31 protein-coding genes, 1 tRNA gene and 1 pseudogene are annotated in these 25715 nt (G+C 63.9%); 9 read left to right on the top strand and 24 right to left on the bottom strand.

The genetic code is table 11. The features are described from left to right. Window positions 1–5 precede the first annotated feature (5 nt). Together HNE04_RS24690 and HNE04_RS24685 are read right to left on the bottom strand one after the other, a co-directional pair. The gene (locus HNE04_RS24690) at window positions 6–1553 is read right to left on the bottom strand and encodes a 3,4-dehydroadipyl-CoA semialdehyde dehydrogenase (protein WP_172225525.1); all 1548 of its coding nucleotides are present in this window, start codon (window positions 1551–1553) and stop codon (window positions 6–8) included. A 13-nt stretch (window positions 1554–1566) separates the two neighbouring features. Next, window positions 1567–2031, bottom strand: coding sequence for a DUF4863 family protein (locus tag HNE04_RS24685; protein WP_328700411.1), 465 nt, complete (start codon window positions 2029–2031; stop codon window positions 1567–1569). A 116-nt stretch (window positions 2032–2147) separates the two neighbouring features. Between HNE04_RS24685 and HNE04_RS24680 the strand changes: the two genes are divergently transcribed. The 8 genes and pseudogenes from HNE04_RS24680 (at window position 2148) to HNE04_RS24645 (ending at window position 12225) form a co-directional block, all read left to right on the top strand. Further along, a complete protein-coding gene (locus HNE04_RS24680) occupies window positions 2148–3101 on the top strand; it encodes a helix-turn-helix transcriptional regulator (protein ID WP_172225637.1) in 954 nt (317 codons plus the stop codon). Between the two features lie 30 nt (window positions 3102–3131). Beyond that, window positions 3132–4889: a 2,3-epoxybenzoyl-CoA dihydrolase gene (boxC, locus tag HNE04_RS24675; protein WP_172225635.1), complete on the top strand. Its 1758-nt coding sequence runs from the start codon at window positions 3132–3134 to the stop codon at window positions 4887–4889. 13 nt (window positions 4890–4902) lie between these two features. Further along, entirely contained in the window at window positions 4903–6330 is a 1428-nt protein-coding gene (gene boxB, locus HNE04_RS24670; RefSeq protein WP_172225519.1) for a benzoyl-CoA 2,3-epoxidase subunit BoxB, read from the top strand. A gap of 7 nt (window positions 6331–6337) precedes the next feature. Further along, window positions 6338–7618 (top strand): benzoyl-CoA 2,3-epoxidase subunit BoxA, encoded by a 1281-nt coding sequence (gene boxA / locus HNE04_RS24665; protein WP_172225516.1) that lies wholly within the window; start codon window positions 6338–6340, stop codon window positions 7616–7618. Then, window positions 7618–8403, top strand: a complete 786-nt coding sequence (locus HNE04_RS24660; protein WP_172225513.1) for an enoyl-CoA hydratase-related protein — start codon at window positions 7618–7620, stop codon at window positions 8401–8403. The genes boxA and HNE04_RS24660 overlap by 1 nt, the downstream gene beginning before the upstream one ends. After that, complete coding sequence (locus tag HNE04_RS24655) at window positions 8400–9878, top strand: 3-hydroxyacyl-CoA dehydrogenase (protein WP_172225510.1); 1479 nt, start codon at window positions 8400–8402, stop codon at window positions 9876–9878. Before HNE04_RS24660 ends, HNE04_RS24655 begins: the two co-directional genes overlap by 4 nt. Window positions 9879–9913: 35 nt before the next feature. Beyond that, window positions 9914–10619 (top strand): annotated as a pseudogene (locus tag HNE04_RS24650) (thiolase family protein). Between the two features lie 277 nt (window positions 10620–10896). Then, window positions 10897–12225: a hypothetical protein gene (locus HNE04_RS24645; RefSeq protein WP_328700407.1), complete on the top strand. Its 1329-nt coding sequence runs from the start codon at window positions 10897–10899 to the stop codon at window positions 12223–12225. 90 nt (window positions 12226–12315) lie between these two features. On the opposite strand, the gene HNE04_RS24640 is transcribed toward HNE04_RS24645, so the two are convergent. The 20 genes from HNE04_RS24640 to HNE04_RS24545 all read right to left on the bottom strand — a co-directional run bounded on the left by HNE04_RS24640 (window position 12316) and on the right by HNE04_RS24545 (window position 23052). After that, window positions 12316–12392, bottom strand: a tRNA-Met gene (locus HNE04_RS24640). Between the two features lie 32 nt (window positions 12393–12424). Next, a complete protein-coding gene (gene rplQ / locus HNE04_RS24635) occupies window positions 12425–12820 on the bottom strand; it encodes a 50S ribosomal protein L17 (RefSeq protein ID WP_172225504.1) in 396 nt (131 codons plus the stop codon). Window positions 12821–12882: 62 nt separating this feature from the next. Next, on the bottom strand, window positions 12883–13872 hold the full coding sequence (locus HNE04_RS24630; protein WP_172225501.1) for a DNA-directed RNA polymerase subunit alpha: 990 nt from the start codon (window positions 13870–13872) through the stop codon (window positions 12883–12885). Between the two features lie 115 nt (window positions 13873–13987). Then, entirely contained in the window at window positions 13988–14611 is a 624-nt protein-coding gene (gene rpsD, locus HNE04_RS24625; RefSeq protein ID WP_172225498.1) for a 30S ribosomal protein S4, read from the bottom strand. An 87-nt stretch (window positions 14612–14698) separates the two neighbouring features. Continuing rightward, window positions 14699–15103 carry a 30S ribosomal protein S11 gene (gene rpsK, locus HNE04_RS24620; RefSeq protein WP_172225495.1) on the bottom strand — a complete coding sequence of 135 codons (405 nt, stop codon included), beginning with the start codon at window positions 15101–15103 and terminating at the stop codon, window positions 14699–14701. Window positions 15104–15121: 18 nt separating this feature from the next. Then, window positions 15122–15487, bottom strand: coding sequence for a 30S ribosomal protein S13 (rpsM, locus tag HNE04_RS24615; protein ID WP_172225492.1), 366 nt, complete (start codon window positions 15485–15487; stop codon window positions 15122–15124). Window positions 15488–15510: 23 nt separating this feature from the next. Beyond that, on the bottom strand, window positions 15511–15624 hold the full coding sequence (gene rpmJ / locus HNE04_RS24610) for a 50S ribosomal protein L36 (protein WP_011481465.1): 114 nt from the start codon (window positions 15622–15624) through the stop codon (window positions 15511–15513). A 26-nt stretch (window positions 15625–15650) separates the two neighbouring features. Further along, window positions 15651–15869 (bottom strand): translation initiation factor IF-1, encoded by a 219-nt coding sequence (infA, locus tag HNE04_RS24605; protein ID WP_007869286.1) that lies wholly within the window; start codon window positions 15867–15869, stop codon window positions 15651–15653. A gap of 4 nt (window positions 15870–15873) precedes the next feature. Beyond that, entirely contained in the window at window positions 15874–17193 is a 1320-nt protein-coding gene (gene secY, locus HNE04_RS24600) for a preprotein translocase subunit SecY (protein WP_172225489.1), read from the bottom strand. 29 nt (window positions 17194–17222) lie between these two features. Beyond that, a complete protein-coding gene (gene rplO, locus HNE04_RS24595) occupies window positions 17223–17666 on the bottom strand; it encodes a 50S ribosomal protein L15 (RefSeq protein WP_172225486.1) in 444 nt (147 codons plus the stop codon). Window positions 17667–17676: 10 nt separating this feature from the next. Then, a complete protein-coding gene (gene rpmD / locus HNE04_RS24590) occupies window positions 17677–17862 on the bottom strand; it encodes a 50S ribosomal protein L30 (protein WP_172225483.1) in 186 nt (61 codons plus the stop codon). 14 nt (window positions 17863–17876) lie between these two features. Next, entirely contained in the window at window positions 17877–18398 is a 522-nt protein-coding gene (rpsE, locus tag HNE04_RS24585) for a 30S ribosomal protein S5 (protein ID WP_172225480.1), read from the bottom strand. A gap of 18 nt (window positions 18399–18416) precedes the next feature. After that, entirely contained in the window at window positions 18417–18782 is a 366-nt protein-coding gene (gene rplR / locus HNE04_RS24580) for a 50S ribosomal protein L18 (RefSeq protein WP_172225478.1), read from the bottom strand. Window positions 18783–18793: 11 nt separating this feature from the next. After that, window positions 18794–19327, bottom strand: a complete 534-nt coding sequence (gene rplF / locus HNE04_RS24575) for a 50S ribosomal protein L6 (RefSeq protein ID WP_172225475.1) — start codon at window positions 19325–19327, stop codon at window positions 18794–18796. A 16-nt stretch (window positions 19328–19343) separates the two neighbouring features. Continuing rightward, complete coding sequence (gene rpsH / locus HNE04_RS24570) at window positions 19344–19739, bottom strand: 30S ribosomal protein S8 (RefSeq protein ID WP_172225472.1); 396 nt, start codon at window positions 19737–19739, stop codon at window positions 19344–19346. A gap of 16 nt (window positions 19740–19755) precedes the next feature. After that, entirely contained in the window at window positions 19756–20061 is a 306-nt protein-coding gene (rpsN, locus tag HNE04_RS24565) for a 30S ribosomal protein S14 (RefSeq protein WP_172225469.1), read from the bottom strand. Between the two features lie 8 nt (window positions 20062–20069). Next, window positions 20070–20609, bottom strand: coding sequence for a 50S ribosomal protein L5 (rplE, locus tag HNE04_RS24560; RefSeq protein ID WP_172225466.1), 540 nt, complete (start codon window positions 20607–20609; stop codon window positions 20070–20072). 2 nt (window positions 20610–20611) lie between these two features. Further along, window positions 20612–20929 carry a 50S ribosomal protein L24 gene (gene rplX / locus HNE04_RS24555; RefSeq protein ID WP_172225463.1) on the bottom strand — a complete coding sequence of 106 codons (318 nt, stop codon included), beginning with the start codon at window positions 20927–20929 and terminating at the stop codon, window positions 20612–20614. Between the two features lie 12 nt (window positions 20930–20941). Next, window positions 20942–21310, bottom strand: coding sequence for a 50S ribosomal protein L14 (gene rplN / locus HNE04_RS24550; protein ID WP_048438475.1), 369 nt, complete (start codon window positions 21308–21310; stop codon window positions 20942–20944). Between the two features lie 173 nt (window positions 21311–21483). Further along, window positions 21484–23052, bottom strand: coding sequence for a glycerol-3-phosphate dehydrogenase/oxidase (locus HNE04_RS24545; RefSeq protein ID WP_172225460.1), 1569 nt, complete (start codon window positions 23050–23052; stop codon window positions 21484–21486). A 44-nt stretch (window positions 23053–23096) separates the two neighbouring features. Here HNE04_RS24545 and proC point away from each other — a divergent pair, with 44 nt between their 5' ends. Beyond that, on the top strand, window positions 23097–23933 hold the full coding sequence (gene proC / locus HNE04_RS24540; RefSeq protein WP_172225457.1) for a pyrroline-5-carboxylate reductase: 837 nt from the start codon (window positions 23097–23099) through the stop codon (window positions 23931–23933). On the opposite strand, the gene ubiA is transcribed toward proC, so the two are convergent. Beyond that, window positions 23930–24790: a 4-hydroxybenzoate octaprenyltransferase gene (gene ubiA / locus HNE04_RS24535; protein WP_328700406.1), complete on the bottom strand. Its 861-nt coding sequence runs from the start codon at window positions 24788–24790 to the stop codon at window positions 23930–23932. The two genes, proC and ubiA, sit on opposite strands and share 4 nt — an antisense overlap. Before the next feature lies 1 nt (window position 24791). Then, window positions 24792–25712 (bottom strand): Dyp-type peroxidase, encoded by a 921-nt coding sequence (locus HNE04_RS24530; protein WP_172225453.1) that lies wholly within the window; start codon window positions 25710–25712, stop codon window positions 24792–24794. Window positions 25713–25715: the final 3 nt, after the last annotated feature.

The following is a 25715-nucleotide window of genomic DNA, read 5'->3' as shown; positions in this document are numbered from 1 at the left end:
TTCCTTCAGTGGATGCGGGAGATGACTGGCACGGCCGCCTGGATGGCCGCGCGGCGGTGATAGAAATTCAATGCGCGTGCGCCACCGAGTTCCTCGCCACCGCCTGCGCGACCTGGGCCTCCATGCAACGACTGCGGCATCACATTGCCGTGGCCGCTGTGCGTTGAACCGACCTCTGGCGTGACCACATGCACGCGGCCGTGGCTGCCGGCGAGTTCCAGCGCCGATGCGCCCAGCGCTGCATCGTCACTGCCGAAGAGCGAGACGACCAGCGACCCCTGCCCCCGATGTACCAGTTGCAAAGCGTGGCTGATGTTGCAATACGGCATCAAGGTGGCGACCGGGCCGAACACTTCTGTGTCGTGAACCGATGCGTTGTTGTCGGGGTCACTCGCGCCGAGCAAGGTCGGGCCCATGCAGCAGGCGATGACCTTGTCGGCGTCGATCAGCTCGTGGCTGTCGCCGTCGTACAGCGTCCTCGCGTGCGCCTTCAGCGCGGCAAGACCGCTTTGCACCGTGTCGAACTGGGCACGGTTCACGAGCGACCCCATCCTCACGCTGTCGTTGCGCGGATTGCCCACCGTGGTCTTGCGCAGTCGCGCGGCGATGGATTCGGCAGCGGCGTCGAAGAGAGATTCCGGCACAAACACGCGCCGTATCGCCGTGCATTTCTGCCCCGACTTGACCGTCATCTCGCGCGCGACTTCCTTGGCGAACAGATCGAACGAGGCGCTGTCCGGCGCTTCGCCGGGGAGCAGCAACGCGCTGTTGATGCTGTCAGCCTCGATGTTCACACGCACCGATCCGCGCGTGATCGCGGGGTGGGAGCGGATCACCGCAGCCGTCTCGGCGGACCCTGTGAACGAGACCACGTCGAAAGGCTTCAGCTGGTCCATCAGCCCCGCGGACGATCCGCAGACGACCGACAGCGCGCCAGGGGGAAAGACGCCCGCCTCGATCACGTCGTGCACCATGCGCTGGGTCAGCCAGGCCGTGGCGGTAGCGGGCTTCACGATCACGGGCACACCCGACAACAGGGCAGGTGCGGCCTTTTCCCAAAGCCCCCACGCCGGAAAATTGAACGCGTTGATGAAGAGCGCAACCCCGCGCGTAGGCACCTGCACGTGTTGCGACTGGAAGGCGCCATCCTTCGACAGGCTCGCGGCGTCGCCATCGACAAGATGCGTCCTTGCACCGAGAGTTGCACCGATGCGCGCGTACGAACCCAGCGTGTAAATGGCTCCGTCGACATCGACTGCCGTGTCGTTGCGCACCGTGCCGCTGTTGGCCGTAGAGATCGCGTAGTACTCATCGCGCCGCGCCTGCAGCACCTTGCCTGCGGCGGCCAGCATCTCGCCGCGCTGTGCGTAGGTCATTGCGCGCAATGCCGGCCCCGCGTTGTCGCGTGCGTATGCGAAGCCAGCGGCGAGGTCCAGGCCGGTCGAATCGACGCGGACGAGTTCAGTGCCGAGCACCGGATCGACAAGGAGGGTTCCCTGTCCGCTGCCGGCCTGAGCCCGGCCGCCGAGGTGATTTAGGAGGAGTTCAGTCATGCGATGAAGATGTTCAACCGTTGAAGCGAATGGCGCCTTGCGGCAAGAGGTAGAGCACCAGCGCACGGCCCTTGGAGACGGTGGGCCGATGTCCGCTGCCAGGCGAATACACCACCCAGCCGGCGGGGTGGCCATCGAACAGTGCTTCGCCGTCGATCGGCATCACCAGGTCGATCTCGCCCTCGGGGTGCACGTGATGCGGACCTGCGATGTCGTTCATGTCCACGACATCGACGGAGAAGCCATTCAGCGCGGCATCGGGCTTGAAGATCCGTCCATACCGGATGCCGCCTGCCTCGCGGTTGCACAGCCATCCCTCGACCAGGCCGGCCTGGCAGCTCGCACTGAGTTCTCGGAAGGTTTCCGACTCACTGCCGTGGTGGTTGTTTAGCCATTCCTGCAGCTCGCGGTCTAACGGCCGGTTGGCGATCTGGGCTGTCAGGCGTCCCAGTTGGTTGTGAAACAGGTCGGGCGAAATTTTTGAATCGGGGTTGACGGTCGTCATGGTCGAGAATGCGAATGGGGGCGCCTGTTTGCGTTCTTGAGTCAGATGCACTATCGTGCCAGTGGCACTTTAAAACTTCACACAACGTCATGTCAAGCACGATATTGCATGCTTCAGGGTTTCCACCAAGATCCGAACTGCAGGAACAGACCCCCAACCCGGAAAAGCATCCTTTTCTCGTACAACTGGGCGAGCGCATCCGGAAGATTCGCAATGGACGGGGCATGACTCGCAAAGAGCTTGCGTCCGCCGCCGAGGTCTCAGAGCGGCATCTGGGCAACCTGGAGTTGGGTGTGGGCAACGCCTCCGTCCTGATTCTTTTGCAGGTGGCACAGGCACTGAAGACGAGCCCGTCTGACCTGCTCGACGACCAGGCCGCGCATTCTCCCGAATGGCAAATGATCCGGGAGTTGCTGGCCAACCAGGACGAAGCGACGCTGCGCCGGGCTCGGGAAGTGATGCTGCCGATCGTCGACAGCGCGACCACCGCGACTGGGCAGCGCCCGACGCGCGTGGCCCTGATCGGATTGCGTGGCGCGGGGAAATCCACCCTCGGTCACATGCTGGCGGAAGACCTCGACTACCCCTTTGTTGAGCTGAGCCGCGAGATTGAAAAGTTCGCTGGCTGCACCATCAGCGAGATCCAGGCGCTCTACGGCCAGAACGCCTACCGGCGCTACGAGCGGCGCGCGCTGGAGGAAACGGTACAGATCTACCCGGAAGCCGTGATCGCGACACCCGGCGGCATCGTCGCCGAGCCATCGACCTTCAACCTGCTGTTGTCCCAATGCACCACGGTCTGGATCCGGGCTCATCCCGAAGACCATATGAAGCGCGTGCAGGCCCAGGGAGACATGCGACCGATGGCGGGCAACGCCGAAGCGATGGACGACCTCAAGGGCATCCTGGCCCAACGCACGCCCTTCTACGCCAAGGCGGAACTGCATCTCGACAGCAGCATCCGTCCGCTGGACGAGACTTTCCTCTCGCTGCGAGCGATGGTCCGTAAAACGCTCCAACTGGACGCCAAGGGAAAACCCTAGGCACAAAACTGCTTGCATGTCGCCGATGACATGCACTATGATGCGTTTAACGCTTCTGCGCGAACGCAATTTAGTGCATTTCATCGGAGAGACCTTGTGAACCAACCCCAGCAAATCCAGCAGCCGGCGGCTGCTCAACCCGGCCCCGTCAACTACCAGACCCACCCCAGCCAGTACCGGCACTGGAAGCTGTCGTTCGACGGCCCCATCGCCCGGCTGGTGGCCGACTTCGACGAGAACGGCGGCCTGCGCCCCGGCTACAAGCTCAAGCTCAATAGCTACGACCTTGGCGTCGACATCGAGCTGAACGACGCGATCAACCGCATCCGCTTCGAGCACCCCGAAGTGCGCACGGTGATCCTGACGAGCGCCAAAGAGAAGGTGTTCTGCTCGGGCGCCAACATCTTCATGCTGGGTCTTTCGAGCCACGCGTGGAAGGTGAACTTCTGCAAATTCACCAACGAGACGCGCAACGGGCTGGAAGACTCTTCCGCCAACAGCGGCTTGAAGTTCCTCGCGGCCGTGAACGGCGCCTGCGCGGGCGGCGGCTACGAGCTGGCACTGGCCTGCGACGAGATCATCCTGGTGGACGACCGCAACAGCGCGGTGAGCCTGCCCGAAGTGCCGCTGCTCGGCGTGCTGCCTGGTACCGGTGGCCTGACGCGCGTGACCGACAAAAGGCATGTACGGCACGACCTGGCCGACATTTTCTGCACGACCGCTGAAGGTGTGCGCGGCAAGAAGGCTGTGGAGTGGCGACTGGTCGACGAAGTGGTCCGCACCGCAGAATTCGCGGCGCGCGTACAGGAGCGAGCGCTGGAGTTGGCCGCGGGCAGCGATCGCCCCGCCGATGGAAAGCCCGTGCTGCTCACGCCGCTGTCGCGCCACGAAGAAGCCGACGCGCTGCGCTACGACTTCGTGACGGTGGAGATCGACCGCAACCGCCGCGTCGCGGCCTTCACCATCAAGGCACCTTCCGCAACCGTTCCTTCCGACATCGCGACGATCGAAGCGCAGGGCGTCAACTGGTTCCCGCTGCAACTGGCTCGCGAGCTGGAAGACGCGATCCTCTCGATGCGCACCAACGAGCTGGAAATCGGCACCTGGCTGATCAAGACCGAAGGCAGCGCCGCCAACGTGCGCTCGATGGATGCGGCCCTGCTCGCCAACCCCAACCACTGGCTGGTGCGCGAAACCGTCGGCTACCTGCGCCGCACGTTCAGCCGCTTCGACGTGTCGAGCCGCAGCCTGTTCGCGCTGATCGAACCCGGTTCGTGCTTCGTGGGCAGCTACCTTGAATTCGCTCTGGCCTGCGACCGCAGCTATCACCTCGCACTGCCGTCCGACCCGACTGCCTCGCCGATCATCGAAGTGGGCGAGACCAACTTCGGGTTGTTTCCCATGGTGACTAGCCAGAGCCGCCTCGGCCGCCGCTTCTATGACGAAGTGCCTGCGATGGAAGCGGTGCGCGCCAAGGCCGGCCAGCCGCTCGACGCCAACGCCGCGTTCGCGCTCGGCCTGGTGACGAGCAATCCCGACGACATCGACTGGCCCGACGAGATTCGCCTGGCCATCGAAGAGCGCGTGGCGATGAGCCCCGACGCCCTCACCGGCATGGAAGCCAACCTGCGCTTCAACGGGCCCGAGAACATGTTCACCCGCATCTTCGGCCGGCTCACTGCCTGGCAGAACTGGATCTTCCAACGGCCCAACGCCGTGGGAGAAAAGGGTGCCCTGAAGGTGTACGGCAAGGGCGACCGCGCCGCTTTCGATTTCAACCGCGTCTGACCGAGGAACCGACATGAGCACGATCAACTACAGCGAGAAGATCCCCAACAACGTCAACCTCGACGAGGACCGCACGCTCAAGCGCGCGCTGGAGCAGTGGCAGCCGAACTTCCTGAGCTGGTGGGATGACATGGGCCCCAACGGCTCGCAGAACTTCGATGTGTACCTGCGCACCGCCGTGAGCGTGGACCCGGAAGGCTGGGCGCAGTTCGGCCACGTGAAGATGCCGGATTACCGCTGGGGCATCTTCCTGAACCCGGGCGACAAGGACCGCAAGATCCACTTCGGCGACCACACGGGCGAAGGCGCCTGGCAAGACGTGCCCGGCGAATACCGCGCCAACCTGCGCCGTATCATCGTCACGCAGGGCGACACGGAGCCCGCGTCAGTCGAGCAGCAACGCCACCTGGGCCTGACCTGCCCGAGCCAGTACGACTTGCGCAACCTGTTCCAGGTGAACGTCGAGGAAGGGCGCCACCTGTGGGCCATGGTCTACCTGCTGCACAAGTACTTCGGCAAGGACGGCCGCGAAGAAGGTGAAGCGCTGCTCGACCGCCGCAGCGGCAACGAAGACAACCCGCGCATCCTGCAGGCGTTCAACGAGCAGACGCCCGACTGGCTGGCGTTCTTCATGTTCACCTACTTCACCGACCGCGATGGCAAGTTCCAGCTGTCGGCGCTGGCCGAGTCGGCGTTCGACCCGCTCGCGCGCACCACGAAGTTCATGTTGACCGAAGAGGCGCACCACATGTTCGTGGGCGAGTCGGGCGTGAGCCGCGTGATCCAGCGCACCTGCCAGGTGATGAACGAGTTGAAGACCGACGACCCGAAGAAGCTGCGCGAGGCCGGCGTCATCGACCTGCCCACGTTGCAGCGCTACCTGAACTTCCACTACAGCGTGACCATCGACCTGTTCGGCGCGGACGAGTCGAGCAACGCCGCCACGTTCTATAGCACGGGCCTGAAAGGCCGCTACGAGGAAGGCAAGCGCGCCGACGATCACCAACTGCGCGGCCAGTCGTACAAGGTGCTCAACGTCGTCGAAGGCAAGCTGATCGAGAAGGAAGTCCCGATGCTCAACGCACTGAACGAAGTGCTGCGCGACGACTACATCAAGGACAGCATGTCGGGCGTGGGCCGCTGGAACAAGGTCATCGAGAAGGCCGGCATTCCCGCGCGCCTGACCGTGCCGCACAAGGCCTTCCACCGCAACATCGGCGCGTTGTCGGGCGTGAGAGTTTCGCCCGAAGGCAACGTGGTGAGCGACGCCGAGTGGAAGGCCCGTGTCGATGACTGGCTGCCCACGGCGGGTGACCGCGCCTTCGTCGCCGGCCTGATGGGCCGCGTCGTCGACCCCGGCAAGTTCGCCAACTGGATCGCACCGCCGGTCATCGGCGTTAACCGCCAGTCGGTGAATTTCGAGTACGTGCGTTTCGCGTGAGGCAGACATGGGCGCGTCAGACATCCTCTTCATCAAGCAGCACCTGATCGACCCGGAGATCTGCATCCGGTGCAACACGTGCGAAGCGACGTGCCCGGTCGATGCGATCACGCACGACAGCAACAACTACGTCGTGGACGCGGCCAAGTGCAACCTGTGCATGGCCTGCGTGCCACCCTGCCCCACCGGCAGCATCGACAACTGGCGCACGGTGCCCAAGGCGCGCGCATATTCGATCGACGAGCAGTTCGGATGGGAAGAGTTGCCTGCGGCGCTGTCGGATGCGGAACTGGCCGAGGCGGCGGGCGTGGCGCCAGAAGCTGTGGCGGAAATCAACGAAGCGTTGCCCGCCACGAGCTCCCCATCTGACGACGCGGAATTCCGTAGCGCCGATGCAGGGTCGATCCTGCCGCCCTGGTCGGCGGCGCATGCGTACACCAACCTCTACGGCCCCAAGTCGGCATCGCGCAGCCTGGCGGTGACGGTGTCGGGCAACGTGCGCGTGACGGATGTCGGCACGCTCTATGACACACACCACATCGTGCTGGACTTTGGCTCGACACCCTTCCCTGTGCTGGAAGGACAGAGCATCGGCATCGTGCCGCCTGGCGTGGATTCAAAGGGACGGACGCACCACGCACGCCAGTACAGCATCACCAGCGCACGCAACGGCGAGCGTCCGGGCTACAACAACATCTCGCTCACGATCAAGCGTGTGCTGGAGGACCATGACGGCAACCCCGTACTCGGGGTCGCAAGCAACTACTTGTGCGACCTGAAGGTAGGCGACAAGGTGGAGGTCATCGGCCCGTTCGGTGCGAGCTTCCTGATGCCGAACCATCCGAAGAGCCACATCGTGATGATCTGCACCGGCACGGGCAGCGCTCCCATGCGCGCGATGACCGAGTGGCGCCGACGCCTGCGCAAGTCGGGCAAGTTCGAAGGCGGCAAGCTGATGCTGTTCTTCGGCGCGCGCACCCCGCAGGAGCTGCCTTACTTCGGGCCGCTGCAGTCGCTGCCCAAGGACTTCATCGATGTGAATCTGGCGTTCAGCCGCGTGGCCGGCCAGCCTAAGCGCTACGTTCAGGACCTAATGCGCGCGCGCGCCGCCGACCTCGTGCCGCTGCTGGCAGACCCAAATGCGTACTTTTATGTTTGCGGATTGAAGGCGATGGAAGAAGGCGTGGTGCTCACCCTGCGCGACATCGCGACCGATGCGGGCCTGGACTGGGACGCCATCGGCAGCGCGCTAAAGCGCGACGGCCGCCTCCACCTGGAAACCTACTGATGGCTGCAGTCCAGATTTCGTTTACGCAGCCTGGGGTTGCTCAGGTCCTGATGGACCGTCCGGCGGTCTTCAATGCTTTCGATGAGCAGATGATCGCCGAGCTGGACGACGCATTCACCCGGCTCTCCGACGACACGCAAGTCCGCGTCATCGTGCTCGCCGGCAGCGGCAAGCACTTTAGCGCTGGTGCCGACCTGCAATGGATGCAAAGGGCCGCAGCTGCCGACCATGCATGGAACCTGGCCGATGCGCGGCGCTTCGCTGCCATGCTCAGCCGCATCGACAAGTGCCCCAAGCCGACTGTCGCTGCCATCCAGGGCGCAGCACTCGGCGGCGGAGTCGGCTTGGCGTGCGCGTGCGACATCGCGATCGCATCGATGAGCGCCAGCTTCTCCGTCAGTGAGGCCCGCTTCGGCATCTTGCCCGCGGTGATCGGGCCCTACGTCGTCAACGCGGTGGGCCTGCGACAGGCTCGACGTCTCGCACTGAGCACGACACGCGTCGGCGCTGAAGAGGCATTGCGGATCGGCCTCGTGCAGCAGATCGTTGCGCCAGACCGGCTGGATTCAGTCGTTCAGGCCATGGCGACCGAACTGCTGCAGGCGGGCCCGCAAGCGCAGGGAGAGATCAAATCCCTCTTCGCGCAGCTCGAGGTGGGGCCCACCACCGAAGAAGTGCAGGAACTCACCGCATCCGTAATCGCACGCGTTCGCGGCTCGGACGAGGCACGAGAAGGATTCGCAGCATTTCTAGGCAAGAGGCCGGCGAACTGGATTCCACGATGAGTCAAATCGACATCCTCGTCATTGGTGCTGGCGTGATGGGCATAGGCATCGCGCAAGTGGCAGCGCAAGCCGGCCACCGCGTGTTCGTTTTCGACCAACGTGACGGAGCGGCCGCACAAGCCCACACACAGCTGGTCGATGTTCTCGGACGCCTCGCCAGCAAAGGCAAGATCACCACCGCGCAAGCGGAAGCTTCGCTCACCAGGCTTGTCCCGGTTGAGTCGATGCGAGAGGCTGCCACGGCGCGCCTGGTCGTCGAAGCCATCGTCGAGAAACTGGAGCCGAAGCGAGCCCTGCTGCGCGAACTGGAGAGCCTGTTCCCCGCCGATGCGATCCTGGCCAGCAACACGTCTTCGATCAGCATCACGGCCCTCGCGGCCGGATTGCGGAACCCGCAGCGGGTGGTTGGCATGCACTTTTTCAACCCGGTGCCTCTCATGGCGCTGGTCGAGGTGGTCAGCGGTTTGCGCACCTCGCCCGAAGTGGCGCACACGGTTGAAGCACTGGCGCGGGAATGGGGCAAGGTTCCCGTACACGCGCGCAGCACCCCGGGCTTCATCGTGAACCGGATTGCGCGGCCCTACTACGCCGAGACCTTGATGCTTCTCCAGGAGCAGGCTGCGCGTCCCGAAGTATTGGACGTACTGTTTCGGGCGGCGGGTTTCCGGATGGGCCCCTGCGAGCTGATGGACCTGATCGGGCACGACACCAACTTCGCTGTCACGCAGTCGGTCTTCGAAGCCAACTTTTTCGATCGGCGTTTCACGCCGAGCCTCGTTCAGCGCGAACTAGTGGAGGGCGGCCTGCTGGGTCGCAAGTCAGGGCGCGGCTTCTACGAATATCCCGCCGGGGCTCCGGTCGTTGCGGAACCGAGCCTCCCCGTGCCCGACAGCGCCTCAGGCGTCACCGTCCATGGTCGCGGCGACGTTGCGCAAAGGCTGCTGTCTGCGACGCGCCTTGCCTTGAATGGCTTGGAGCCTGCCATCTTGCCGGAGAGCGACTGGATTGGAATCGCCGTTGGCGCGCGTCAGCTGCGGCTGACCGATGGCAGGACGGCGGCACTACTCGCTCGTGAATCGGGCTTGACGGACGTGGCGGTGTTCGACGAACTGCCCGTCCATGCGGGAGGCGCTCTTGCTTATGCGGCGATGGGTTCGGCAGCATGGCAAGCCGAAGTGCCCGCCTGGCTTCAGTCGCTGGGTTGGCAGCCCCACGAAGTGTCGGACGCACCGGGCCTTGTCGTCGCTCGGACGCTGTCCATGCTCGTGAACGAAGCGGCCGATGCCGTGCAACAGGGTGTCTGTTCGCCAGAGGCTGCAGACGCCGCAATGAAGCTCGGTGTGAACTATCCCGCTGGGCCGTTCGAGTGGTTGAGCCGTCTTGGCGCGCCACGCGTGATCGGCGTGCTCGAAGCGCTGGATCGGCACTACCGCGGCGAACGTTACCGCGTCAGCCCAGGGCTGCGGCGCGCCTGACCCGAATACCCCGGCCCGGTGGCCGCAAATCTGACATGACACACGCCTTCATCTGCGACGCGATACGCACTCCCTTTGGCCGCTATGGGGGAGCCCTGTCGTCGGTGCGCGCCGACGATCTCGCGGCTTCCGCTGCGGGCGCTCATGGTCCGCAATCCAGACGTCGACTGGCATTGCTCACCGACGTGATCTTCGGCTGCGCCAACCAGGCGGGCGAGGACAACCGGAACATCGCCCGCATGGCGGCACTCCTTGCCGGCCTGCCGCGCGAGGTTCCAGGCTCGACGGTGAACCGGCTCTGCGGCTCGTGCCATCAAGGCTGGCGAAGCTGCGCTGATGATTGCCGGCGGAGTGGAGAGCATGAGCCGCGCACCATTCGTGATGCCCAAGGCCGAGAGCGCCTTTGCACGCAGCAACGCGGTGTACGACACGACGTTCGGCTGGCGCTTCGTCAACAAGCTGATGAAGGAGATGCACGGCGTTGACTCCATGCCGGAAACGGCTGAGAACGTCGCGCTGGAGTACGGGATCGAGCGCGAAGCCCAGGACCGAATGGCACTCGCATCGCAGCTCAAGGCCGTCGCTGCGCAGAAGGCCGGCTTCTTCGACGCAGAGATCACACCGGTCACGCCAGCCGCACCAACGTGTCAGGTCGTTCAGGGCCTCGCTAACAACACGTCCCAGATCAGGGGCATACCATGCGACAGCACGGTACCTGCCCGATGCATTGGCCGGCAGTGATCCCACGATCAGTAAAGCCTGTGAACTGCAGCGTCCGCATTTGCTGCCCCACGAGCGACAGCACGGCTTCTTCGACAACCCTCGCTTTGAGGTCCATCCCGATTTTCTGCTGCAGCCATGGTGAAGGAAGCCCAGATCACCATCTAGGCGATCCCGGCGCCCGGTCCTACGCTCCCAGCGCGCCCAAGACTACGCGTTCCCGTCGAGCTCGCACGTTGATTGAGTACGTTCTGCTCAATCGAAAGGCGACGCAATGAAATCCTATCTCCGCACCCACGTGGCTGCCGCATTCCTGCTCATGCCGGTGGCGGCCACCATCATGGCGCTGCCACTCGCAGCGCAGGCCCAACCTGCGGCGACGCCCGAGGTTGAGGCTTTCGAAGTAACGTCGGACGGTGGTCTGCGACCCGGCGCTCAACTGAAGTTCAAGGTCGAAGGCACTCCGCGCGCGCAAGCCAGCATCCGCATCCGCGGCGTAGAGCGCAACATTCCTCTGCGTGAAGTGGCCCGCGGCGTCTATGTCGGCCGCTACACCGTCAGCCGTAACGACCGCATCAGCGAAGACAGCGCCATCCGCGCGATGATTCGCTTGCGCAATCGCACGGCCGTGGCTTCCTACACCTTCCCTGAAGACATTGCCCGCGCCCAAGCGGGCGTCCGCCCGCCTGGCCCCGCCGTGCCGCCGCCCGTGGCTGTTGCCCCGCTCAAGATCGAGCGCTTCAGCATTGCACCAGTGGACCGGATCGAGCCCGGCGCCGAATTGAAGTTTTCGCTGGCTGGCGTTCCCGGCGCCAATGTGGACTTCGACATTCCTGGCGTGGCGCAAAACGTGCCGATGCGCGAGGTTCGTCCCGGTGTCTATGAAGGCAGCTATACCGTCAAGCGTCTGGACAACCTGGCACCGTCGCGACCGATCGTCGCAACCATGCGCCTGGCCGACCGCACGGTGACGCAGGCACTGACGCAACCCCTTATCGCTGATGCACGCCCGCCGGTGATTCGTCACCTGTCGCCGCGCGAAGGTGAAACCATTGTCGGCCGCGGTGCCACGGTGTCGGGGACCTTTGACGATGCCGGTGGCCTCGGCGTGGATCCGAAGAGCGTGCGCATCCGGCTGTCGGGCCGCGATGTCACCGCGCAAACTCAGATCACGCCGCAGCACTTCACCTACCGCGCTGACTTGCCTGCAGGTCGGCACACGGTGGACGTGGCTGCCAGCGATTTGGCAGGCAACGCAGTGCGTCGCTCCTGGAGCTTCGATGTCGCCGCATCGGTTGCGGCAATTCCCGTCACAGTGCCTTTGCAGGTCACCAGCCATGCCAACAACGCTCAGGTGAGCGGCAGCTCAACGGTGATTCAGGGCCGCACAGCGCCGGGCGCTTTCGTCGATGTGAAGGTAAGCGCCACCGCATCTCTGGTTGGCCTGTTCGGCGTGAGTCAGCCGGTGAGTGCGCAGCGGGTTCAGGCGGATGGGAACGGCAACTTCTCGTTCAGCTTCACGCCCCAGTTGCCTTTGCCGGGGACGCGCTATGAAGTGACGTTGGTTTCGACGCGGGGTGATGTGCGCGCCGAATCGACGTTGGTTTTGTTCCAACGCCAGGGATAGCTGATTGGTGGAGCGGGCGGCAACGCCTGCCCAGAAACAAAAACGCCCACTTGAGAGTGGGCGTTTTGCTGTCAGCGCGAGCTGACATGTTGGTTGCGCGAGCAAGATTTGAACTTGCGACCTTTGGGTTATGAGCCCAACGAGCTACCAGGCTGCTCCATCGCGCGTCAATGAGGGAATTATACGCCTACCGTGGCGCTTATTCGGCTGTAGGGGCTTCTGTTTCGGTGGTGGGCTCGGGCCGGTCCACGAGTTCGACCAGCGCCATCGGCGCGTTGTCGCCGACACGGTAGCCCATCTTCAGGATGCGGGTGTAGCCGCCGGGACGCGCCTTGTAGCGCGGGCCCAGTTCGCCGAACAGCTTGGTCACGATGTCGCGATCGCGCAGGCGGTCGAAGGCCAGGCGCCTGTTGGCAAGCGTGGGCTCCTTGGCGAGCGTGATCATGGGTTCGACGACGCGGCGCAGTTCCTTGGCCTTGGGGACCGTGGTCTTGATGACCTCGTGCTCGAGCAGCGAGTTCATCATGTTGCGCAGCATGGCGAGGCGGTGCTCGCTCGTGCGGTTGAGTTTACGAAGGCCGTGGCCGTGACGCATGGTGCTTTCCTTTCCTTATATACACGCAGCCGGATCAGGTACTGCGCGGTGCACGCTTTGAATTAACGCTTGTCGAGACCGGCGGGCGGCCAGCTCTCGAGCTTCATGCCCAGCGTGAGGCCACGCGAGGCAAGAACTTCCTTGATTTCGTTGAGCGACTTGCGACCCAGGTTCGGGGTCTTGAGCAGCTCGTTCTCGGTGCGCTGGATCAGGTCACCGATGTAGTAGATGTTTTCGGCCTTCAGGCAGTTGGCCGAACGGACCGTCAGCTCGAGCTCGTCCACAGGACGCAGCAGGATCGGGTCGAACTGCTGCGAGCTGCGCTGAACCGGTGCGTCGAAGGCCGCCAGTTCGCTGCCTTCCAGCTGGGCGAACACAGCCAGCTGCTCGACCAGGATCTTGGCCGAAGCGCGCACGGCATCTTCAGCCGTGATGGCGCCGTTGGTTTCGATCTCGACGACCAGCTTGTCCAGGTCGGTGCGCTGCTCGACGCGAGCGCTTTCGACGGTGTAGCTCACGCGCTTGACGGGCGAGAACGACGCGTCCAGAACGATACGGCCGATCGACTTGGTCGGCTCGTCCGCATAGCGGCGCATCGTGCCGGGCACATAGCCGCGGCCCTTCTCGACCTTGATCTGCATGTCGATCTTGCCGCCTTGCGACAGGTGGGCGATGACATGGTCGGGGTTGATGATCTCGACGTCGTGCGGCGTCTGGATGTCGGCGGCAGTGACGACGCCTTCGCCGTCCTTGCGCAGGCTCAGCGTGACTTCATCGCGGTTGTGCAGCTTGAACACCACGCCCTTGAGGTTCAGCAGGATGCTGACCACGTCTTCCTGGACGCCGTCGATCGACGAGTACTCGTGCAGGACACCGGCGATGGTGACTTCGGTTGCCGAGTAACCCACCATCGAGGACAGCAGCACGCGGCGCAGGGCGTTGCCCAGGGTGTGGCCGTAGCCGCGCTCGAACGGCTCCAGCGTCACCTTGGCACGGTTGGTGCCAAGCTGTTCAACATTGATGGCTTTGGGTTTCAGCAGATTCGTTTGCATTCAGGACTTCCTCTCAATACCCCCGGCTCGTTACACCGGTAAGGCTGGTGAAGCGCCCTACCGCGGTGCCCCGCGGCCGGGAACAAAAAACTTTTACGACTCTATGTCGGGCCGATCAGCGCGAGTACAACTCGACGATCAGCGCTTCCTTGATGTCGGCGGCGAACTCGTCGCGATCCGGCACCTTCTTGAAAGTACCTTCGGCCTTGTCGGCGTTCACTTCGACCCAGGCGGGCAGGCCGACTTGCTGGGCCAGCTGCAGGGCCTCGACGACGCGGTTCTGCTTCTTCGACTTATCGCGCACGGCGATCACGTCGCCGGTCTTGACCAGGTACGACGGGATGTTGACCGGGTTCCCGTTCACGGTGATCGCCTTGTGCGACACCAGCTGGCGCGCCTCGGCGCGGGTGGAGCCGAAGCCCATGCGGTACACGACGTTGTCCAGGCGGGACTCGAGGATGAACAGCAGGTTGGCGCCGGTGTTGCCCTTGCGGCGGTCGGCTTCTTCGAAGTAACGGCGGAACTGGCGCTCCAGGATGCCGTACATGCGCTTGACCTTCTGCTTCTCGCGCAGCTGCAGGCCGAAGTCGGACGTGCGCTGGCCGGAAGTGCGGCCGTGCTGGCCGGGCTTGGAATCGAACTTGGCCTTGTCCGCCAGCGAGCGGCGGGCGCTCTTGAGGAACAGGTCCGTGCCTTCACGGCGGGAGAGTTTGGCCTTGGGGCCTAGGTAACGTGCCACTTTGCTTCCTTTTTCACCTCTGCCGCAGCCTGTTGCTGCGGGAGCCGGCGACCCTTGGGTTGCCGGCGGTGGGCTTGGTTAAAAACTTTAGATACGACGGCGCTTTTGCGGGCGGCAGCCGTTGTGGGGAACCGGCGTCACGTCGGCGATGGACGTGATGCGGATGCCCAGCGCGGCCAGCGCACGGACGGACGACTCGCGACCGGGGCCGGGGCCCTTGATCTCGACGTCGAGGTTCTTGATGCCTTGCTCGATCGCGGCGCGGCCGGCGACTTCGGAGGCAACCTGGGCGGCGAAGGGCGTCGACTTGCGCGAACCCTTGAAACCCTGGCCGCCCGAGGACGCCCACGACAGGGCATTGCCCTGGCGGTCGGTGATCGTGATGATCGTGTTGTTGAAGGACGCGTGCACGTGGCAGACGCCGTCGGACACGTTCTTGCGAACCTTCTTGCGCACGCGCTGCGCTGCGTTACTGGCGGGAGCTTTTGCCATGACTTATCTCTTTCCCGATTATTTCTTGAGGGCCTGAGCGGCCTTGCGCGGACCCTTGCGGGTGCGGGCGTTGGTACGCGTGCGTTGGCCGCGCATCGGCAGGCCGCGGCGATGGCGGAAACCACGGTAGCAACCGATGTCCATCAAACGCTTGATGTTCATGGTCGTTTCGCGGCGCAGGTCGCCCTCGATGGTGAACTGGGCGATCTGATCGCGGATTTTCTCCAGGTCACCGTCGGTCAGGTCCTTGACCTTCTTGGCGTAGGGAATGCCCGTGGCTTCGCAAATCTTGCGAGCGCGCGTGCGGCCAATGCCGAAGATAGCCGTCAGGCCAATTTCGGCGTGCTGATGCGGCGGAATGTTGATGCCAGCGATACGTGCCATGTTCGTCCTCTAAAACTCTGTGCTCAGCCTTGACGCTGCTTGTGACGCGGATCGGTACAGATCACGCGAACAACGCCCTTGCGGCGGATGATCTTGCAGTTGCGGCAAATTTTCTTGACCGAAGCCGAAACTCTCATATTCGTTCTCCTAAACTCTTTCTGCCTTACTTGGCGCGAAACACAATCCGTGCCCGCGACAAGTCGTAGGGCGTCAACTCAACGGTGACCTTGTCACCCGGGAGGATGCGGATGTAGTGCATCCGCATCTTTCCCGAAATATGTCCAAGCACTACGTGCCCGTTTTCCAGCTTCACGCGAAACGTCGCGTTCGGCAGGTTCTCTACCACCTCACCCTGCATCTGGATGACATCGTCTTTCGACATCGTTTCAGCCGCCGAGGGAGGTCTTGAAATTGGCCTTCTTCAACAGCGATTCGTACTGCTGCGACATCAAATAGTTCTGCACCTGGGCCATGAAGTCCATCGTGACCACCACGATGATCAGTAGCGAAGTGCCGCCGAAATAGAACGGCACGTTGTATTTCAGGATCAGGAACTCCGGCAGCAGGCAGACGAAGGTGATGTACACCGCACCGGCCAGCGTCAGGCGAACCAGGATCTTGTCGATATAGCGAGCAGTCTGCTCACCCGGGCGAATACCCGGGATGAAGGCGCCGCTCTTCTTCAGGTTGTCCGCGGTCTCACGACTGTTGAACACCAGGGCCGTGTAGAAGAAACAGAAGAACACGATGGCGCTGGCGTACAGCATCACATAGATCGGCTGGCCCGGCGACAAGGTGCCGGCAATATCCTTCAGCCAGCGCATGGAATCGCCGGTGGAGAACCAGCTCACCACGGTAGCGGGCAGCAGGATGATCGACGAGGCGAAGATCGGCGGGATCACGCCGGCCATGTTCATCTTCAGCGGAAGATGAGAAGACTGGCCGCCATAGACCTTGTTGCCGACCTGACGGCGGGCATAGTTCACCAGGATCTTGCGCTGGCCGCGTTCGACGAACACCACGAAGTAAGTGACCATCGCCACGACGGCGACGATGACCACGGCGATGATGATGCTCATGGCACCGGTGCGAACCAGTTCCAGCAAGCCGCCGATCGCACTGGGCAATCCCGCCGCGATACCGGCAAAAATCAGTATGGAGATGCCGTTGCCCAGGCCGCGCTCGGTGATCTGCTCACCCAGCCACATCAGGAACATGGTGCCGGCCGTGAGGCTGACGACCGCGGTCACCCGGAATCCGAGGCCAGGGCTCACCACCAGGCCGGCAGAGCCTTCCAACGCCATGGCGATGCCCAGCGACTGAAAGAGTGCCAGGCCGAGCGTGCCGTAGCGCGTGTACTGCGTTATCTTGCGGCGGCCGGCTTCGCCCTCTTTCTTCAGCTGCTCGAACGTCGGCACGACGTAGGTGAGCAGCTGCATGATGATCGAGGCCGAGATGTACGGCATGATGCCCAGCGCGAACACGGTGAAGCGCGACAGGGCGCCGCCCGAGAACATGTTGAACAGGCTCAGGATGCCGCCCTGCTGGCCCTTGAACAGCTGTGCGAGCTGATCGGGGTTGATGCCGGGCACGGGAATGTGCGCGCCGATGCGGTAAACCACCAGCGCGAGCAGCAAGAAGACAAGCCGGCGACGCAGGTCGCCGTACTTGCCGGTCTTCGCGATTTGTGCAGCGCTAGTTGCCACTCGATGCGTCCTTGGCTTGGTTCAAGAAATCAGTTAACGCTGCCGCCGGCTGCCTCGATGGCAGCCTTGGCGCCGGCGGTCGCGCCGATGCCGTTGAGCTTGACGGCCGTCTTCAGCTCGCCCGACTTGATGATCTTGACCACCTTGATCATTTCACCAATGAGGCCGGCTTGCTTCAGGGTCAGCATGTCCACGTCGGCCACTTTCGACGAGGCAACCAGGCGCTCCAGAGCAGCCAGGCTGACTTCGGCGTTGTACTTGGCCGTTTGCGACTTGAAGCCACGCTTGGGCAGGCGACGCTGCAGCGGCATCTGGCCGCCTTCGAAGCCCACCTTGTGGTAGCCACCGGCGCGCGATTTCTGGCCCTTGTGGCCACGACCGGCGGTCTTGCCCAGGCCGGAGCCGATGCCACGACCGACACGGCGCTTGTAATGCTTGGCGCCGTCGGCCGGCTTGATGTTATTGAGTTCCATCTCGATACCTTTAGACGATCTTGACCAGGTAGTCGATCTTGTTGATCATGCCGCGCACTGCGGGCGTGTCCTTCAGTTCGCTGACGCTGTTCAGCTTGCGCAGGCCCAGGCCGCGCACCGTGGCACGGTGCGATTCCTTGGTGCCGATCGGGCTGCGGACCAGCTGGACCTTGACGGTTTTCTGTTGGGTTGCCATTTGGTTTACTCCGGTCAGGCCGTGAAGAGCTCTTCGACGGACTTGCCGCGCTTGGCCGCCACGGCCGCGGGGGTCGTGGAGTTGCGCAGCGCGTCGAACGTGGCGCGAACCATGTTGTAGGGGTTGGTCGAACCGTGGCTCTTGGCCACGATGTCGGTGATGCCCATCACTTCGAACACGGCGCGCATCGGGCCGCCGGCGATGATGCCGGTACCACGCGGTGCCGGCGACATCATCACGCGAGCCGCACCCCACTGGCCGAACACGGTGTGGTGGATCGTGCCGTTCTTGAGCGACACCTTGGTCATGTTGCGGCGCGATTCTTCCATCGCCTTCTGCACGGCCGCGGGCACTTCTTTCGACTTGCCCTTGCCCATGCCGACCTTGCCGTCGCCGTCGCCGACCACGGTGAGCGCGGCGAAACCGAGGATACGGCCGCCCTTCACCACTTTGGTCACGCGGTTGACCGCGATCATCTTCTCGCGCATCCCGTCTTCGGGACCGTCACCTTGGGTTTTTGCCTGAACTCTTGCCATGATGTGTTTCCGTGTCCGTTAGAACTGCAGGCCGGCTTCACGCGCGGCATCGGCCAGCGCCTTGACGCGGCCGTGGTACGCAAAACCTGCGCGGTCGAATGCCACTTTCTCGACACCGGCGGCCTTGGCCTTCTCGGCGATAAGCTTGCCGACTTGCTGGGCAGCGGCGGTGTTGCCACCCTTGCCCGAGCCGCCGAGCGACTTGCGCAGGTCGGCCTGGGCCGTCGAAGCCGTGGCCAGTACCTTGCTGCCGTCGCCGGAAATCACGGTGGCGTAGATGTGCAGGTTGGTGCGGTTCACGGTCAGGCGTGCGACGCCTTGCGTGGCGATGCGGATGCGGGTCTGGCGGGACCGACGCAGGCGCTGCTCTTTTTTGGTCAACATGATTGCGCCCCTTACTTCTTCTTGGTCTCTTTGATCGTGATCTTCTCGTCCGCGTAGCGGATGCCCTTGCCCTTGTAGGGCTCGGGCGGACGGATCGCACGAATCTCAGCGGCCACTTGGCCCACGCGCTGGCGGTCGGCACCCTTGATCACGATTTCCGTGGGAGCAGGGGTAGCGACGGTGATGCCCGCGGGCATGTCCTTGTTGACGGGGTGCGAGTAGCCCACCGTCAGGTTCAGCTTGGCGCCCTGGGCCTGGGCCTTGTAGCCCACACCGATCAGGGAGAGCTTCTTTTCGAAGCCCTTGGTCACGCCCACCACCATGTTGTTCACCAGCTGGCGCATGGTGCCGCTCATGGCGTTGGCTTCGCGTGACTCGTTGGCGGGCACGAAGCTCAGCTTGCCGCCTTCATTGGTCACCTTGACCAGCGAATTCAGGGCCAGCGACAGGTTGCCGCCCGTGCCCTTCACGTTGATCTGGTCTTCCTTGATCGACACATCCACGCCTTGCGGGATGGCGACCGGCATTTTTCCGACTCGGGACATTTATTAGCTCCTTCCCTTAGGCGACGTAGCAGAGCACTTCGCCACCGATGCCGGTAGCGCGGGCCTTGCGGTCGGTCATCACGCCCTGGGGCGTCGTGACGATCGCCACGCCCAGGCCGTTCTGGACCTGGGGGATGGCGCCTGCGCCCTTGTACACGCGCAGGCCGGGACGGCTCACGCGCTCGATGCGCTCGATCACCGGACGGCCGGCGTAGTACTTCAGGGCGATTTCAAGTTCGCTCTTGCCGGCTTCGGTCTTGACCTTGAAGCCGTCGATGTAGCCCTCGTCCTTCAGGACTTGGGCAATGGCCACCTTCACTTTGGAAGACGGAACCGACACCGTAGGCTTGGCCACCATCTGCGCGTTGCGGATGCGGGTCAGCAGGTCGGCAATGGGATCACTCATGCTCATTTAAATCTCTCCTGCCTTACCAGCTGGCCTTGATGATGCCCGGGATATCGCCAGTGAAGGCCATTTCACGGATCTTGGCGCGCGCCAGGCCGAACTGCTTGAACGTTCCACGCGGGCGGCCGGTGATCGCGCAGCGGTTGCGCTGGCGGGTCGGGTTGGCGTTGCGCGGGAGCTTCTGCAGCGCCATCCGGGCGGCCGCGCGCTCTTCTTCGCTCTTCTTCGCGTCGTTGGAGATCGCCTTGTATTCCGCGTGCTTCTTCGCGTACTTGGCGACCAGTTTGTCTCGCTTGAGCTCGCGCTCGATCAAAGCCATTTTTGCCACTGGGAACCTCAGTTCTTGAAGGGGAAACGGAAGCCCGCGAGCAGTGCCTTGCACTCTTCGTCGGTCTTGGCCGTGGTCGTGATGCTGATATTGAGACCGCGCAGGGCGTCAACCTTGTCGTACTCGATCTCAGGGAAAATGATCTGCTCTTTCACGCCGATGTTGTAGTTGCCGCGGCCGTCGAAAGCGCGGCCGGAAATGCCGCGGAAGTCGCGCACTCGCGGCAGGGCCACGGTGACGAAACGGTCCAGGAACTCATACATGCGCACGCCGCGCAGCGTCACCATCGTGCCGATGGCCTGGCCTTCGCGGATCTTGAAACCGGCGATGGCTTTCTTGGCCTTGGTCACGACCGGCTTCTGGCCGGAGATCTTGGTCAGGTCGCCCACGGCGTTGTCCATGACCTTCTTGTCGGCCACGGCTTCCGAGACACCCATGTTCAGGGTGATCTTGGTCAGGCGCGGGACTTCCATCGGCGACTTGTAGCCGAACTTGGCCATCAGCTCCGGGGCCACTTTTTCGCGATAGTGTTGTTGCAGTCGTGCCATGGTCATGCCGCCTTGATTTCTTCGCCGCTGGACTTGAAGACGCGAACGCGCTTGTCGCCGTCGGTCTTGATGCCCACGCGGTCAGCCTTGCCAGTGGCGGCGTTGAAGATCGCCACGTTGGACTGGTGGATCGGCATGGACTTCTCCACGATGCCGCCGGTCGAGCCCTTGAGGGGGTTCGGCTTGGTGTGCTTCTTCACCAGGTTGATGCCTTCGACGATCACGTGGTCGTCGTCCTTGCGGAGCACCACCTTGCCGCGCTTGCCCTTGTCACGGCCCGCGAGCACGATGACTTCGTCGCCTTTGCGAATCTTGTTCATGAACGCGCCTCTTTACAGAACTTCGGGAGCCAGGGACACGATCTTCATGAACTTCTCGGTACGCAGTTCGCGCGTGACCGGGCCGAAGATGCGGGTGCCGATGGGCTCCAGCTTGTTGTTGAGCAGCACGGCGGCATTGCCGTCGAACTTGACCAGTGAGCCATCAGAGCGGCGGATGCCCTTGGCGGTGCGAACCACCACTGCGCTGTAAACCTCGCCTTTTTTGACGCGGCCACGCGGAGCGGCTTCTTTGATGCTCACCTTGATGATGTCGCCTACGCTTGCGTAGCGACGCTTGGAACCACCGAGAACCTTGATGCAAAGAACGGACTTCGCACCAGTGTTGTCGGCGACTTCGAGCCGGGATTCTGTCTGGATCATTTCAAATATTCCCAACTTGTACCCAGCACTAGACTGGGTCAGTCTTGGGCCCGTCGTCGGCGCCGTGAACCACTCACGGCGATTTCGCATTGGGCAGATATGCACCTTTTAAAGCGCAGCCTGCGATTATGGCAAACCCTAGCGGGGCTGTCAACTGGCCTTCGCGAAAGTCATCAGGAAGGCAGCGTCAAGTACAGCCGGGCCAGCTTCTCGAACGCCGCTACCTGCGGGTTCACGCCCGTTTCCTGCTCGAGGACGGCGCCCACCGCCGCAGCAAGCGCAGCCGCCTGGCGCGCGTCCAGGAACAGCAGCCGCCAGCGCCGCGCCAGCACGTCTTCGACCGTTCGCGCGTACTCCTTTCGGGCGGCAAACCGGACCATCGCCTCCGTCAGGCCGGCGCCCAGCTCACGGCCGGCGCCGGGAAGGGCCGTCACTGCGGCCGCCTCGCTGCCGTAGGAATGCAGCCCCTGGGCGGCGCTGATGGGCGGGCGCGCGGCGGGCAAGCCTTCCGAACCCACCAGCTTCAAGTTAGCGGTCACACCCGCACGAGCTCGCTCCAGGAGATGCTTGTCGAAACATTTCTCCAGCACATCCTCGGCCATCGCGCGATACGTGGTCCATTTTCCGCCGGTCACGGTCACCAATCCGCTGCGGCTCACCAGTACCGTGTGCTCCCGGCTGAGCCCCTTGGTATCGTCGCCGTCGTCGCCCTGCGGCTTGACCAGCGGACGCAGCCCCACCCACAGACTTCGGATATCCGCCCGCTTCGGGCCCCGGGTCAGATACCGCCCGGATTCGCCGAGAATGAATTCCAGCTCTTCCTTGAAGGGCCGGGGCTCGCGCGCCAGATCGCCCCGTGGCGTATCGGTAGTGCCCAGGATGATCTTGCCTAGCCAGGGGACGCCGAACAGCACCCGGCCATCGGCCGTCTTGGGAACCATCAGCGCGTGGTCGCCGGGCAGGAACTCCCGGTCCACCACGATGTGCACGCCTTGGCTGGGCGCAACCATGGCCTTGACCGGCCGACCGATCGCTTCCCCATCCTTCTGGCGAAACTCATCCACCCAGACGCCGGTGGCATTGATGACGCAGCGCGCCTTCAACTGATAGGTCTTGCCGGTTTCCCCGTCCTTGCAGCTCAGGCCTACCACCTTCCCGCCTTCATGGAGCAAGCCGGTGGCGCCGCAATAGTTGACGATCAGGGCGCCGCGCGCGGCCGCCGTCCGGGCCAGCGCCAAAGCCAGCCTGGCGTCGTCGAACTGGCCATCCCAATACTTGACGCCGCCTTTCAGGCCGTCGGGCCGCGCGGTCGGCAGGCAGGCGAGCGTTTCTTCGCGGTTCAGGAATTGCGTGTCGCCCAGGCCCGCCTTTCCGGCCAGCGCGTCGTACATCTTGAGCCCGGCGCCGTAGAACGGCGTTTCCCAGAACCGGTAGGACGGCATCACGAACGGCAGCGGCTGGGCCAGGTGGGGCGCGTTGTGCAGCAGGGTCGTGCGCTCATGCAAGGCCTCGCGCACCAGGGCGATGTTGCCCTGGGCCAGGTAGCGCACACCGCCGTGAACCAGCTTGGTGGCCCGGGACGACGTGCCCTTGGCGAAGTCGTGCGACTCGACCAGCACGACCGAGAAGCCCCGCGCCGCGGCGTCCAGCGCCACCCCCAGTCCGGTAGCGCCTCCGCCGATGATGGCCACGTCATAAGTGATGGGCCGGCCGAGCTGCGAAACCAGTTGCTGTCGGTTCATGCGTCGATTCTCACATGCGCCCAGGCCGGAGATAGACTGGCGCCATGACAGACAGCCCCGAGACCTTTTCCAAGCAGGCCATCGCCTTCATCGGCGGCGGCAACATGGCCAGCGCGATCATCGGCGGCCTGATCCGCCAAGGCCTGCCCGCCGCCCAGATCGAGGTGGTGGAACCTTTCGCGGAAGCACGCGACAAGCTCAAGACCCAGTTTGGCCTGGCGCCCCAGGCGCAGGCAGGTCCGGCCCTGGCGCGCGCCACCCTGGTGGTGTGGGCGGTCAAGCCCCAGACCTTCAAGGAAGCCGCGGCCCAGGCCCGCGCGCACACGACGAATGCCTTGCACCTGAGCGTGGCCGCCGGGATCCGATCCGACAGCATTGCCCAGTGGCTGGGCACGCAGCGCATCGTGCGGTCCATGCCGAACACCCCCGCGTTGGTGGGCAAGGGCATGACGGCCCTATATGCGAGGCCCGGCGTTTCGCAGGCGGACAAGGCGCGGGTAGAGCAGGTCATCGCCACGACCGGCGAGTCGCTGTGGGTGGACGAAGAAGCCCACCTGGACGCCGTGACGGCCTTGTCGGGCTCGGGCCCGGCTTACGTCTTCTTCTTCCTGGAAGCGATGACGCGGGCCGGCATCGAGATGGGTCTCTCGCGCGAGCAAGCCTACAAGTTGTCGGTCGGCACCTTTGCCGGCGCGTCCGAACTGGCGCGGGCTTCGGATGACCCGCCCGAGGTGCTGCGCCAGCGCGTCACGTCCAAGGGGGGTACGACGCACGCCGCCATCACCTCCATGGAAGCCGATCAGGTCCAAACGCTGTTCATCAAGGCCTTGCACGCCGCACGCCAGCGCGCCAAGGAACTTGGCAACGAATTCGGCGGCTAGCCCCGTAGCGCGTAGCCGGCCACGATGCCGGCGAACACCGTGAACCCGAGCCAGTGGTTGAGGCGGAAAGCCTTGAAGCAGCCTTCGCGTTCGCGGCCGCGAATCAGCTTGTAGTGCCAAGCGGCCTGCGCCGCAGCCGCCGCGGTTGAAATCGCGATGGCGATCAAAGGAATGCGGCCGATGAGCGCCACGGCCCAGATCAGCAGGTAGCTCGCGTAGCAAAGCATGATCACGGGCACATCGGCGCGGCCCAAGGTGATGGCCGAGGTCTTCATTCCGATCCTCAGGTCATCGTCGCGGTCGACCATGGCGTATTCGGTGTCGTAGGCCAGCACCCAGAAGAGGTTGCCCAGCAATAACACCCAGGCCAGTAGCGGCACGCGCGACTGGACTGCGGCGAAGGCCATCGGAATGCCAAAGCTGAAGGCGATGCCCAGAACGGCCTGCGGCATCGAGACGAAGCGCTTGGCATAGGGATAGACCAGCGTGATCGCCAAGGCCGCGAACGACCAGGCAATCGTCGGCGTGTTGGTCGTCAGCACCAGGGCGAACGCCACCAGGGCCAGCGCGGCGCCCAGCAGCAAGGCCTCTTTCACCGAGACGGCGCCACTGGTAACCGGCCGCTGCGCCGTCCGCTTCACATGACGGTCGAACTCGCGATCGGCCACGTCGTTGACGCAGCAGCCGGCACTGCGCATGAGGATCGTGCCCAGCGTGAACACTGCCAGCAGGTGCCAGCCGGGAAAACCGTGCGCGGCAATCCACAAGGCGCTGAGCGTGGGCCAGAGCAGCAGCAGCCAGCCGGCCGGGCGGTTCCAGCGGATCAGGTCCAACCAAAGGGCAAGGCGGGCCCGCACGTCAGTCGAAGCCGAGCTGGCGCAGGTCCAGTTGGCCGCCCCGCATCGGAGGGCACCAGAAATAGGCGCCGTTGACAGGCCTGGAGATACGGAACATCGCATCCACGACGCCGTCGTCATGGCCGGCCATGCGGCGCATCTGTGCTTCGAATGCGTCGAAGGACCTGCCGAAGGCGACGAACTGCAGACCCGCCTGCATGCTCATCATCCAGGGCATGGAGCGGCGCAGCACGAAAGCCTCGGGCTCGAAGCTCTCCTGCGCGGTCCGTTTCACATGCGCCCACTCCGGCGCATCTTCCAGTTCTTCGTTGGTATCGCGGTGGCGCCCAAAGTGGTGATTGGCGGCCTCGTCACCGAGCGCCTCGAAGGCGTCGAGATCGTGCACCCATTGCTGCACGGCGACGAAGCTCGAACCGTCGAGACCCGGCCCCTGCCCACTGGCAAACGCGGCGTGCACGGCGGCGTCGCCCTGGGGGTTTTCGGTGCCGTCCTCGTAGCCGGTGAGGTCCTTGCCGTGGCCGCTTTCGCCCAAGGCATGGCGGAAGGCATCGACCACATGGCGGACCGCGAAGACGGGCGCCAGCGCACGCTGGGCTTTGCGCGTCACATGCAACAGATCACCCAGGTCATCGCCCCTCAGCCAGACCCAGAGCTGGCCGGGCGTTGAAGGGACCTTGACCTCCTCACGCGAGAAATCCGGGAACTCATGAAGCCCCGGCACCTCGGTGCCGAGCGCCGCCACCAGAGACGGGCCGACGCCCAGCACGACGTCACTGCCGTTGGCCAATGGCGACAGGCGCTTGAGTGCCTCCTTGACGGCGGGCGCCTCATGCTGTCCCGCCACGCTGAAGAGCACATAGCGCGCCACGGCGGGCACCGGCTGCAGGATTCCGGGTTGGTAGAGCGTGGGGGTTGCTTGCATGTC

The sequence above is a fragment of the Caenimonas soli genome (assembly GCF_013155545.1).
GTDB lineage: Bacteria > Pseudomonadota > Gammaproteobacteria > Burkholderiales > Burkholderiaceae_C > Ramlibacter > Ramlibacter soli.
Note: the sequence above shows the minus strand (reverse complement) of the source record. Positions and strands in the feature narration are given on the sequence as shown.

Excerpts from the sequence above, each read along its gene's own strand:
- HNE04_RS24690 (WP_172225525.1), bottom strand. The coding sequence starts at position 1,553 with ATGACTGAACTCCTCCTAAATCACCTCGGCGGCCGGGCTCAGGCCGGC.
- HNE04_RS24680 (WP_172225637.1), top strand. The coding sequence starts at position 2,148 with ATGTCAAGCACGATATTGCATGCTTCAGGGTTTCCACCAAGATCCGAA.
- boxC (WP_172225635.1), top strand. The coding sequence starts at position 3,132 with ATGCACTATGATGCGTTTAACGCTTCTGCGCGAACGCAATTTAGTGCA.
- boxB (WP_172225519.1), top strand. The coding sequence starts at position 4,903 with ATGAGCACGATCAACTACAGCGAGAAGATCCCCAACAACGTCAACCTC.
- boxA (WP_172225516.1), top strand. The coding sequence starts at position 6,338 with ATGGGCGCGTCAGACATCCTCTTCATCAAGCAGCACCTGATCGACCCG.
- HNE04_RS24660 (WP_172225513.1), top strand. The coding sequence starts at position 7,618 with ATGGCTGCAGTCCAGATTTCGTTTACGCAGCCTGGGGTTGCTCAGGTC.
- HNE04_RS24655 (WP_172225510.1), top strand. The coding sequence starts at position 8,400 with ATGAGTCAAATCGACATCCTCGTCATTGGTGCTGGCGTGATGGGCATA.
- rplQ (WP_172225504.1), bottom strand. The coding sequence starts at position 12,820 with ATGCGTCACGGCCACGGCCTTCGTAAACTCAACCGCACGAGCGAGCAC.
- HNE04_RS24630 (WP_172225501.1), bottom strand. The coding sequence starts at position 13,872 with ATGCAAACGAATCTGCTGAAACCCAAAGCCATCAATGTTGAACAGCTT.
- rpsK (WP_172225495.1), bottom strand. The coding sequence starts at position 15,103 with ATGGCAAAAGCTCCCGCCAGTAACGCAGCGCAGCGCGTGCGCAAGAAG.
- rpsM (WP_172225492.1), bottom strand. The coding sequence starts at position 15,487 with ATGGCACGTATCGCTGGCATCAACATTCCGCCGCATCAGCACGCCGAA.
- rpmJ (WP_011481465.1), bottom strand. The coding sequence starts at position 15,624 with ATGAGAGTTTCGGCTTCGGTCAAGAAAATTTGCCGCAACTGCAAGATC.
- infA (WP_007869286.1), bottom strand. The coding sequence starts at position 15,869 with ATGTCGAAAGACGATGTCATCCAGATGCAGGGTGAGGTGGTAGAGAAC.
- rplO (WP_172225486.1), bottom strand. The coding sequence starts at position 17,666 with ATGGAACTCAATAACATCAAGCCGGCCGACGGCGCCAAGCATTACAAG.
- rpmD (WP_172225483.1), bottom strand. The coding sequence starts at position 17,862 with ATGGCAACCCAACAGAAAACCGTCAAGGTCCAGCTGGTCCGCAGCCCG.
- rpsE (WP_172225480.1), bottom strand. The coding sequence starts at position 18,398 with ATGGCAAGAGTTCAGGCAAAAACCCAAGGTGACGGTCCCGAAGACGGG.
- rplR (WP_172225478.1), bottom strand. The coding sequence starts at position 18,782 with ATGTTGACCAAAAAAGAGCAGCGCCTGCGTCGGTCCCGCCAGACCCGC.
- rplF (WP_172225475.1), bottom strand. The coding sequence starts at position 19,327 with ATGTCCCGAGTCGGAAAAATGCCGGTCGCCATCCCGCAAGGCGTGGAT.
- rpsH (WP_172225472.1), bottom strand. The coding sequence starts at position 19,739 with ATGAGCATGAGTGATCCCATTGCCGACCTGCTGACCCGCATCCGCAAC.
- rplE (WP_172225466.1), bottom strand. The coding sequence starts at position 20,609 with ATGGCACGACTGCAACAACACTATCGCGAAAAAGTGGCCCCGGAGCTG.
- rplX (WP_172225463.1), bottom strand. The coding sequence starts at position 20,929 with ATGAACAAGATTCGCAAAGGCGACGAAGTCATCGTGCTCGCGGGCCGT.
- rplN (WP_048438475.1), bottom strand. The coding sequence starts at position 21,310 with ATGATCCAGACAGAATCCCGGCTCGAAGTCGCCGACAACACTGGTGCG.
- HNE04_RS24545 (WP_172225460.1), bottom strand. The coding sequence starts at position 23,052 with ATGAACCGACAGCAACTGGTTTCGCAGCTCGGCCGGCCCATCACTTAT.
- proC (WP_172225457.1), top strand. The coding sequence starts at position 23,097 with ATGACAGACAGCCCCGAGACCTTTTCCAAGCAGGCCATCGCCTTCATC.
- HNE04_RS24530 (WP_172225453.1), bottom strand. The coding sequence starts at position 25,712 with ATGCAAGCAACCCCCACGCTCTACCAACCCGGAATCCTGCAGCCGGTG.